The organism is Lutibacter sp. (assembly GCF_046055765.1).
In the GTDB taxonomy this organism is placed as follows: domain Bacteria; phylum Bacteroidota; class Bacteroidia; order Flavobacteriales; family Flavobacteriaceae; genus Lutibacter.
Genome location: NZ_JASFZF010000139.1, coordinates 1 through 10,194 on the forward strand (window position 1 = coordinate 1; position 10,194 = coordinate 10,194).

12 protein-coding genes are annotated in these 10,194 nt (G+C 29.1%); 3 read left to right on the top strand and 9 right to left on the bottom strand.

What is annotated here, in order from left to right:
• The coding region (gene ileS / locus QM495_RS12630; RefSeq protein WP_408672473.1) for an isoleucine--tRNA ligase at positions 1–1,922 on the bottom strand (1,922 nt) is incomplete at its 3' end.
• A gap of 264 nt (positions 1,923–2,186) precedes the next feature.
• The gene (locus QM495_RS12635; RefSeq protein ID WP_408672474.1) at positions 2,187–2,927 is read right to left on the bottom strand and encodes a TerB family tellurite resistance protein; all 741 of its coding nucleotides are present in this window, start codon (positions 2,925–2,927) and stop codon (positions 2,187–2,189) included.
• Between the two features lie 147 nt (positions 2,928–3,074).
• Between QM495_RS12635 and QM495_RS12640 the strand changes: the two genes are divergently transcribed.
• From QM495_RS12640 to QM495_RS12650, 3 genes are all read left to right on the top strand, one after another.
• A complete protein-coding gene (locus QM495_RS12640) occupies positions 3,075–3,485 on the top strand; it encodes a BrxA/BrxB family bacilliredoxin (protein ID WP_408672475.1) in 411 nt (136 codons plus the stop codon).
• A gap of 15 nt (positions 3,486–3,500) precedes the next feature.
• A complete protein-coding gene (locus tag QM495_RS12645; protein ID WP_408672476.1) occupies positions 3,501–3,893 on the top strand; it encodes a hypothetical protein in 393 nt (130 codons plus the stop codon).
• 144 nt (positions 3,894–4,037) lie between these two features.
• Entirely contained in the window at positions 4,038–4,691 is a 654-nt protein-coding gene (locus tag QM495_RS12650; RefSeq protein ID WP_408672477.1) for an HD domain-containing protein, read from the top strand.
• 174 nt (positions 4,692–4,865) lie between these two features.
• Here the strand turns inward: QM495_RS12650 and QM495_RS12655 are convergent, their stop codons facing one another.
• From QM495_RS12655 to QM495_RS12685, 7 genes are all read right to left on the bottom strand, one after another.
• Complete coding sequence (locus tag QM495_RS12655; RefSeq protein ID WP_408672478.1) at positions 4,866–5,729, bottom strand: hypothetical protein; 864 nt, start codon at positions 5,727–5,729, stop codon at positions 4,866–4,868.
• 77 nt (positions 5,730–5,806) lie between these two features.
• Entirely contained in the window at positions 5,807–6,163 is a 357-nt protein-coding gene (locus QM495_RS12660) for a DsrE/DsrF/TusD sulfur relay family protein (protein ID WP_408672479.1), read from the bottom strand.
• A gap of 12 nt (positions 6,164–6,175) precedes the next feature.
• A complete protein-coding gene (locus QM495_RS12665; protein WP_408672480.1) occupies positions 6,176–6,622 on the bottom strand; it encodes a DUF302 domain-containing protein in 447 nt (148 codons plus the stop codon).
• Positions 6,619–6,921 carry an ArsR/SmtB family transcription factor gene (locus tag QM495_RS12670; protein WP_408672481.1) on the bottom strand — a complete coding sequence of 101 codons (303 nt, stop codon included), beginning with the start codon at positions 6,919–6,921 and terminating at the stop codon, positions 6,619–6,621. Before QM495_RS12670 ends, QM495_RS12665 begins: the two co-directional genes overlap by 4 nt.
• A gap of 72 nt (positions 6,922–6,993) precedes the next feature.
• The gene (locus QM495_RS12675) at positions 6,994–8,478 is read right to left on the bottom strand and encodes an MFS transporter (RefSeq protein ID WP_408672482.1); all 1,485 of its coding nucleotides are present in this window, start codon (positions 8,476–8,478) and stop codon (positions 6,994–6,996) included.
• A 62-nt stretch (positions 8,479–8,540) separates the two neighbouring features.
• The gene (locus QM495_RS12680) at positions 8,541–9,104 is read right to left on the bottom strand and encodes a Crp/Fnr family transcriptional regulator (protein ID WP_408672483.1); all 564 of its coding nucleotides are present in this window, start codon (positions 9,102–9,104) and stop codon (positions 8,541–8,543) included.
• A gap of 258 nt (positions 9,105–9,362) precedes the next feature.
• A complete protein-coding gene (locus QM495_RS12685) occupies positions 9,363–9,887 on the bottom strand; it encodes a GNAT family N-acetyltransferase (RefSeq protein WP_408672484.1) in 525 nt (174 codons plus the stop codon).
• Between the last annotated feature and the right edge of the window lie 307 nt (positions 9,888–10,194).

Below are 10,194 nucleotides of genomic sequence, written 5' to 3' on the forward strand. Positions count from 1 at the left end.
GCAATAAAATCGGCTGGATAGAATTTCTTCTCGTCAATTAAATCTTTATTTTCAAACGGATAATGCCATTGTGCATAAGGCATTGAGCCAGAATCAAACCAAACATCTATTAAATCTGATTCACGTTTCATTGGCTGTCCTTTTGAAGAAACCAACGTTACTGCATCCACTATATTTTTATGTAAATCAATTTTATCATAATTCTCATCACTCATATTCCCAACTTCAAAATCGGCAAAAATATCAGCTTCTAAGAAACCTGCTTCAACAGATTTTTTCATTTCAGCTTTCAATTCTTCAACAGAACCAATCATAATTTCTTCTGTACCATCTTCTGTTCTCCAAATTGGTAATGGAATTCCCCAATAACGCGAACGAGATAAATTCCAATCATTTGCGTTTTTTAACCAGTTTCCAAAACGCCCTTCACCAGTTGACTTTGGTTTCCAATTGATTGAATTGTTTAATTCAAACATTCTATCACGCTTATCTGTAACTTTAATAAACCAAGAATCCAATGGATAATACAAAACTGGTTTATCTGTTCTCCAACAATGCGGATAACTATGGCGGTACTTTTCTACATGAAAAGCTTTATTTTCTTCTTTTAATTGAATTGCAATTTCAACATCTAGCGAACGCTCTGGAGCTTCACCTTCATTGTAATATTCATTTTTTACATATTTACCTGCATATTCACCCATATTTTTAGTAAATCGTCCTTGTAAATCTACTAATGGCACTGGATTTCCATTATCATCCAACACCAACATTGGTGGTACTTCGGGTGTCGCTTGTTTTGCAACCATCGCATCATCTGCTCCAAAAGTTGGAGCTGTATGTACAATTCCTGTACCATCTTCAGTAGTTACAAAATCACCAGCAATAACTCTAAATGCATTTTCAGGATTTTGATATGGAAGCGCAAATTGCATTAATTGTTCATATTTAGCTTCTAAAATATCAACTCCTTTAAATTCTTTGACAACTATAAATGGAATTTTTTTGTCATTTTCTTTATAGTCTGAAAGTTGAGCTTCATTTTCAATAACAAAGAATTTTTTAGAGAATTGTTTTGCTACTAAATTCTTAGCTAGTATTACATTTATTGGTTGAAATGTGTATTGATTGAACGATTTTACCAACACATATTCTATTTTCTTACCAACTGTTAAAGCTGTATTTGAAGGTAATGTCCAAGGTGTTGTTGTCCAAGCTAAAAAGTGAATATCACCGTCTATTTCTTGTAGAAAATCTGGCAACGAATTTTTTATAGCTTTAAATTGTGCTACAGCAGAAGTATCAGTAACATCTTGATAGGTTCCCGGCTGATTTAATTCGTGAGAGCTTAATCCTGTACCTGCTTTTGGTGAATATGGCTGAATAGTATAACCTTTATAAATCAATCCTTTTTTATACAATTGGGCTAACAACCACCAAACTGTTTCCATGTATTTTGGTTTGTAAGTTACATAAGGGTCGTTCATATCAACCCAATGCCCCATTTTAAGTGTTAATTCTTCCCACACATCTGTATAACGCATCACTGCAGTTCTACAAGCATCATTATATTCTTCAACGGTAATTTTTTTACCTATATCTTCTTTGGTAATTCCTAATTCTTTTTCAACACCTAATTCAATTGGTAATCCGTGTGTATCCCAACCTGCTTTACGTTTCACTTGAAAACCTTGCAATGTTTTATAACGGCAAAAAATATCTTTTATGGCACGTGCCATTACATGATGAATTCCTGGCAAACCATTTGCTGAAGGTGGTCCTTCAAAAAATACGAATGGTTTATTTTCATCTCTTGTAGTTATACTTTTTTCGAAAATATGCTCTGCTTCCCAAATTGCTAAAGTTTCTTCTGCTACTTTAGTGAGGTTCAATCCTTTATATTCTCTAAATTTTTTACTCATTTTAAACCTTTAAATCAATTAGTTTGCGAAATTACGTATTTTCTTCAAAATATCATTTCATAAATCGCAAAATATTTGCTAGCTAAACTCCTGAAATAAATAGTTTTAATATAAGTTTATATCTAATTTTATAAATCCTATCTGGTTCTCATAAAAAAAGACGTTTCATAAAGTGAAACGTCTCTCTTAATTAAGGGGTAAAGTATCTTGCCATAGATGGCATAGACACAACTTTTGATTTAAGTCGTAAAAATCAACAAATGCTTACAATCCTCTTTCTTTCTGTATTTGTTCGTACGCTTTTTGAACTTGTTTAAATTTTTCTTCGGCGCCTTTTACATGTTCTTCACCCAGATGTTGTAATTTATCTGGATGGTATTTTTTCACCATTTTTCTATATGCTTTTTTAACTTCATCAATTGTAGCTGATTTTTTAATTTCGAGAATTCTGTAAGAACTATCAGAACTATCATAAAACATAGCTTTTATAGATTCAAAATCGTATTGATTTATGTAGAAATAACCCGCAATTATTTTTATTGAATTTACTTCTGCTTCATTAACTACACCATCAGCTTTTGCAATTCCAAATAGAAAATGAATTAATTGCAAACGAGACGAGTGGGTTAAATTTTTACGGATTTGTTCCGATATTTGTCGTGTAGAAACTTTATTGCTTTTTATAAAACTCTTAAATAGTTTAAACGCATTATTAGCCCTTTCTTCACCGTACATATTTTTAAAGTGGTTTCTAACATACGATAATTCTCGTTGGTCAATTTTCCCATCAGCTTTTATCACTACAGATGACAATAACAATAAACTAATTTCAAAGTCACCCGATTGTTTTGTTCTACTCGTTTCTCCGTAAGCTTTAGCTCTTTCAATATCTGTTTTCGAAAATCCACCAAGAACACTTCCTAGTGCAAAACCTAAAATACTTCCAATTGGTCCTCCAAGTGTAAAACCCAATCCGGCTCCTAACCATTTAATAAAATTTCCCATAATTACTTTTAAGTTTTCAAAGATACAAGTAATTGTTAGTATAGTTTAAGTTGATGTTTGTTACAGTTGTTAAAAAAATTATAAACTTTTAGTATTTAATCTGTTATATTTGCACCTCAAATTAAGTTAAACTAAAAAATCAAAAATATGTATCCACCAGAATTAGTAAAACCAATGCAAGACGAATTAGAAAATGCAGGTTTTACATCATTACATTCGGCTCAAGAAGTTGAAGAAACATTAAAAAAAGGAGGCACAACTTTAGTAGTTGTAAATTCAGTTTGTGGGTGTGCCGCAGGTACAGCTCGTCCAGGTGCTGTAAATTCTTTACAACACGATAAGATACCAACAAATTTAACAACAGTTTTTGCTGGCGTAGATGCTGAAGCAACAGCCAAAGCACGTGAAAATATGATTCCATTTCCACCTTCATCACCAGCTATTGCCTTATTTAAAGATGGTGTATTAGTTCACATGTTAGAACGTCATCATATTGAAGGAAGATCTGCGGAAGTTATTGCAGCTAACTTATCCGGAGCCTACGAAGAATACTGTTAATTATTTTTTAAAACAATGAAATTTCTACCAAAACATCTAATAAAAACGATTGCTTTATTAGCAATCGTTTTTAGTTGTTCCAATAATTCTGGTTCCTCTCAGGAAGAAGATTTAGCAGAATTAACTCTTTTAAATAATGATATTGAACAACTAGTTTCCACAGGAACTTGTACTGGAAACTCAAATTGTGAATACATAGCGTATGGAAGCAAAGCCTGCGGTGGGCCAACAAGCTATTTAGTTTATAGCACTTCCATAGATGTTGAATTGTTAAAAGAAAAAGTAGCTGAATATAACGAAAAAGAAGATTTATATAATAATACATGGAGCGTTTTTTCTGATTGTTCTGTAGTTTTACCTCCAACTAGTGTTGAATGTATTAATGGAAAGTGCACAGCTATTTACTAATATTGCAACTATTTATTGACGAAGTTACGTCAACCTGAACTTGATTCAGGTTCTCATAATAGCTCGCATTCAAAATGGTGAGATTCTGAAATAAATTTAGAATGACACCCTTACTATTTTCTTAAATTTCTCTACTTTTAAAAAATGAATAAACAACTCATAATTTCTAATACTGAAACTTTTGTAAAATCAACTTTAGAAAATGCTGAAGGCGGTCATGACTGGTTTCATATTTTACGCGTTTGGAACAATGCAAAGTTAATTGCAAAAGATGAAAATGTTGATGAATTTATTGTAGAATTAGGCGCTTTATTACATGATATTGCCGATTCTAAATTTCACAATGGTGATGAAACAGTTGGGCCAAAAACAGCACGTGAATTTTTAGAAAGTCAATTAGTTGAGGAATCTGTAATAATTCATATAATACAAATTATTAATAATATTTCATACAAAGGTGGTAATTTTGTGCAAAAATTTAAATCACCTGAACTTGATGTTGTGCAAGATGCGGATAGATTAGATGCCATTGGCGCAGTTGGTATAGCACGTTGTTTTAACTATGGTGGCTTTAAAAACAGACAATTATACAATCCATCTGTCCCTCCAAATCTAAGGATGACAAAAGAGGAATATAAAAAATCATCAGCTCCAACTATCAATCATTTTTATGAAAAATTATTATTGCTAAAAGATAAAATGAATACAATTACAGGTAAAAAAATTGCCGAAGAACGTCACCAGTATATGGAAACTTTTCTTCAGCAGTTCTATAATGAATGGGATGGGCTAAAATAATTCAGGTTACATTCTTGGTTAATCAACTTTTTTAATTAACAATTCTGTAAGCGGATTTAAAGTTATCATTTTGTTGTGACAAATTTGCTAGGATTTTCAGGCTTAGAAATCAGGTTAAATATACAGAATGATAATCGGATATTTACCAAACCCAGCAATGAATTATACGCATTGTTAACAACTGGAGTTTTTATAATTCTTGATTATCATTATAATTTCATTTTTTTCTTTGAAATAGTTTGTTCTGGTAATTATATTAATTGATGAAACTTTATCAATTTGGAAATTACATTTTTTTAATATCGCTCTCATTATCCCATTTATTTCTGATTTATTTCCTTTAAATCGGTATTGTAGTCTTTCTAATATTATATCATATTCGGAGTATAATGCTAAAAAGTAAAGAAAAGGAATAAATAATAGAGTTAAGATTATTGGAAATAAAAAAAATTTTAATGAACCAAAGCTCATAATACTTGAATAGTCGTTTTTAAATCTGTAAAGTGTGTAAAATATCATAATTAGTCCGAAAAAACTCAAAATTCCATTTGTGATTTTTTTTAATAATTTTTCTGATTTAATCTCATTATTAATACTCAAATATGTATCTAAAATTACTATAAATGATATTATTGGAATAATAATTAATTCCGTTATTAAATTAAAAGTAAAAAAGTTTGATAGAAATTCAAAAATGACTATAAATTTGAAATTATCAATTATTGTTTTTTTGAAAAATTTTCGTGAATCTGGTTGTTTATAAAGATTAAGAATAGTTATAAAAGCAACTCCGAAGTACCAAATAATTGAATCTTTAATAAACGTAAAATCCCAATATTCTATTAGAGATAACACTAAAATAAGTGACTCAATATAGATTACAGAAAGAAGAATAATAGTTAGAATTTTATCTATAAAAAATGCTTCCAAAACTTTTCCAAAGTTTAGAGCATTCCGTTTTTTACGAAAAACGTAAATTAATAATATTCCTATCCAGAATATTATTGCAAGTTCTCTATTATTAAATATCTCTTTCAATTTAGTTAGTAAATTAGCAATTTTTTATGTGCATTGTTCCCAGCATTTTTTTCTCTGAAATATCAAATATTTGTCAATTAAAATGTAATGACTTTATCGCAATCAACTGTCCATTGAGTAAATTCTTTCATATTACTAAGTTTTACGCCTTTAATAAATTCTAACGTATCAATTCCTCGTGCCTCAGAACATCCACCGCAACTTTTCACTTCACCACCATTTCTGATAACTAATTTTAGCATTCTTTCAATATTATAGTATCCATTTGGTGTTTTTTGATTCGGAAGTCCACAAGTTACAGCATCTGCAAGTAAAAATATTTTAATTTCTATACCTTTATGTTCTTTCTGTAATGTCATTGCCATTCTTAAAGCGTTATATGCTTTTTCTGTTCCGTAAGGGGCATCATTAATAATGATTAATATTTTTTGCATAATTTCAGGTTGTTATTTATTTGTTGTTAGTGAATTCATCAACTCTTTTAATGTTTTAAAAAGGCTTGTTGCATTATTATAAAGTTCATTATTTGACTTAACAGCTTCAAGCATTAACTCCATATTCATAGTCGAAATTGTTGTTTTTCCATAATCTTCATAAATAGACAGTTTGCAAGGCATAAAAATTGAAAAATTTGGATTATCTGCTAACATTAATGCTGCTGTTTTTGCTTGACAAATTTCGTAGATGTAAACTTTTCTTTTTATTGGGAAACCTTTACTCTCTACAATTTCATGATAGTTGTAAGTTTTAAGTAGTGCAAAATTATATTCTTCACATTTTATTGGAACTTGCTTTGCAATTTTATCAATTTCTTGATTGGTTTCTACTTTTAAAGTAAACATATCAATCATTTTTTTTGGAGGCATAAAAGCCTTCATTAATTTATTCATCATTTTAAATTATATTTATTAATTAAGATTTTGATAATATTTTCAACTTCTAGATTATCAACAACATAACAAGTTTTTGCTCCAAATTTTTTCGGATAAACAATCCCGTTATATTTTAATATACCTAAATGTTGAGAGGTTGTTGATTGTGAAATTCCAAGAGCATTAGTTACATCAGTTACACAACATTCATCATTTAGTAACAACCCTACCATTTTAAGACGTATTGGGTTAGACAAAGCTTTTAAAATTTGACTTTCCTTATCAAAATCAATCTGATTTATTTCTTTTATTGTCAGCATTCTTATAAATTTTTACAAAAATGCATCATAATATTATAATATCCTAATATAATAATATTAGAATTAAATAAGTTATTTAATTTTTAGCCAACCAAAAATTCCTCCACAAAGCCAAAATGCATTATACTTGTTTAATTGCAATATTTCAGATGCTTTAATTGACCTTCCACCACCTTTTCCGCAAGCGGTTATATAAAGTTTGTCTGTGGGAAGTTCCTTAATTCTGCTTTCAAGTTCACTGACTGGAATATGAATAGAATTAACGATATACCCAGTTTCTCGTTCTTCTTTAGTTCTTACATCAATAATTATATAATTTTTCTTTTTTTGAATATCTTGTTTTGAAATGCAATTTGTATTAGTTTCCATTCTTGCTTTGATAATAATTGCAGATATTAATGTAAGTACTCCTATAAACACAATTGAACTATTTATGTTATAGGCATCTGCTATTAAGCCTGTTAATATTGCTCCAATTGCATAACCTAAATCTCTCCATAATCTAAAAATCCCAATACTTTTTGCTCTATCAATTGGATTTGTGTTTTCAGCAATAGACGCTAAAAAAGTAGGGTAAACCATTGCTGTTCCCCAACCTAAAATTGAAGATAGAATAATATACTGATGTATACTATTAGCAAAAACAAATAATAAAAGCGTAATGGCTTGTAGGAGCATTCCCCAAAACAACATCTCTTTTTTAGGGTACTTGTCAGCCATTTTTCCTGTAAATAATTGACCAATTCCCCATACAGCAGGATATATGGCTGTAATTATCCCTATTTGCTCTATTGTAAAATTTTTACTTGCTAATAATAGTGGAAAAATACCCCAAACCATTCCATCATTTAGGTTATTAATTAGTCCTGCTTGCGAAATAGAACCTAAATTTTTATTTTTCCAAGTTGTATCTAAAAAAATATTATTTAACAAAGGAACAGTATTCGATTTCGATTCTTTTGCTACGTAATGCCTAGTATCTTTGATAAAAAATATGCTAAAAATTAAACCTAATAAAACTAGGACAATTCCAATATAGAAAGGGTAAGGTCTTAAACCATATACACTAGCAATCCAACCTGTTAAAAAGGCTACAATTGCTACGGACAAATAACCTGCAAATTCATTTAGTCCCATTGCAAAACCACGTTGCTTATCTCCAACTAAATCAATTTTCATTACAACTGTACTGCTCCAAGCTAAACCTTGATTGATTCCTAATAGAATATTAGCAACAATTATCCAGTTCCAGTTTGGGGCAAACATTAATATAAAAGGAATTGGTATTCCAATTATCCAACCTAGAATTAGCAGTTTTTTTCTACCATATTTATTTGCTAATGCACCTGCAAAATAATTAGTTAATGCTTTGGTAATACCAAAAACAATAATGAATGAAAGAATAGCAGTTTTCACAACTAATCCAAATTCTTTCTCGGCTATTTCAGGAAGAATGGAACGTTCTAAACCTACCATACCACCAACAAAAGCATTTACAATAACCAATAATGTAAATTGTTTCCAATTTTCTTTCAATCCTAACTTTGTATTATCCATATTCTTTGTTTTTACAAAAGTCAGAAAGAATAAAAAGAAAATACTTTACAAATGTTAAATAATTACTTTTTTGCTCTGATTCTACTTAGACTCACTTGTGTGATTCCTAAATAAGAAGCTATTAGTTTTAAAGGGACTCTTTGAATTGTTTGTTTAGATTGATTTAATAAATTATGATAACGCTCTTCTGCTGTATGAAATTGAATACTTTCAACTCTGTTTACTAATTCTACATAAGCATTTTCGTATATCTTTCTAAACAATCGGTCAATATCAGTATGTTTATCATATAAATTGAATAGTTTGGAGGAATTAATAGCAATTAACTCTGAATTTTCAATGGCTTTAATTCCTTTACGAGAAGGTTTGGTTTTGAATAAACTGTCTGCTCTAGCAACAATTGAATTTTCAAATTCAAAACTTTCTATTATTTCAATGTCCTCTTTAAAATAATAGATACATAATAAACCTTTTTTAATAAAATAAATATTCCTACAAGTATGTCCAATTGGATGAAGGTCTGAGTTTTTTTCAACAGTTAATTCCGTACAAATTAAGGAAAGTGCTTTTTGGGATTTATCAGTTAATCGCTGAATACTATTTAGATATTCTAGTAATTCTTTCATTAATTATAGTTTGTCTGTTTTAATTGCTGGTAACGGTTTAGTACATGAAAAATTGCGGGTTTTGAAAATGCAATTTTCAGAAGTTTAAAATTAGTTTATTATTTATAATAATTTTCATATTTAGTTAGAGATAAGCAATTTTTTATGTGCATTGTTCTAAGCTGTATTTTATATTTCATTCAGTAAGTTTTTTTAATTTGTATTAGTATTTTCAATAAAGTTTTTTACTTAATTTTATAACTTATACGATGATGAAATTTAATTAAAGTCGTAATCTGATTTTAAAAGTGAGTACATAATTGAGTTTTCAAATTCATTATTGTTTTTATAGTGTCCTCTTAATATTCCCTCTTGTTTGAAACCATTTTTAGTTACTATTCTTATTGAATTCTCATTCATTGGATCAATTAATGCTTCTATTCTATTTAAATTCATCTCTTGAAATCCATAATTTATAACTTTCTTTATTGCCTCACTCATATATCCTTGATTCTGATATTGTTTATGAATTTCATATCCTATTTCACTTCTTTCGTGATTTTTTATCCAATTATGAAACCCACAACTTCCAATCACAATTTTATTTTTCTTTTCTACCAAATCAAATATTTGATAATTTACATTTTCTTTGGATAGAGCTTCCTCTATTCTCTTTAACTTATATGTTAATTGTTCCTTTGTAGAAAATCCAAAAAACAACATTTGCTCTTCTTTCGAATAGGTTAACATTTCATTGATTAATTCTTTTGTTCTTTTTCTAAAAAATAATCTATTTGTATTCATTTTCAATTAATTCTTGTATAATCTGTTTTATAAAGTTGCTTTTGTGGTATATAGCTTAGAACGGTTTAGTACATGAAAAGAAGCGGATTTGAAACCGAGATTTTCCATAGCTTTTAATTGAGGTTTAAAAATAGTTCAATTTTTCTTTTAATCATAGGATAAGCTATTTTTTATGTGCATTGTTGGCTTTTGTGGCGCTACACATATTTTTTAGTTTATATATTACTTTTATTTATAGGTACTTACGTATTTTTTTGCCAATCGAATCAGAACGCCAGCGATGTGCTTTCAAATAAACCATTTTCTT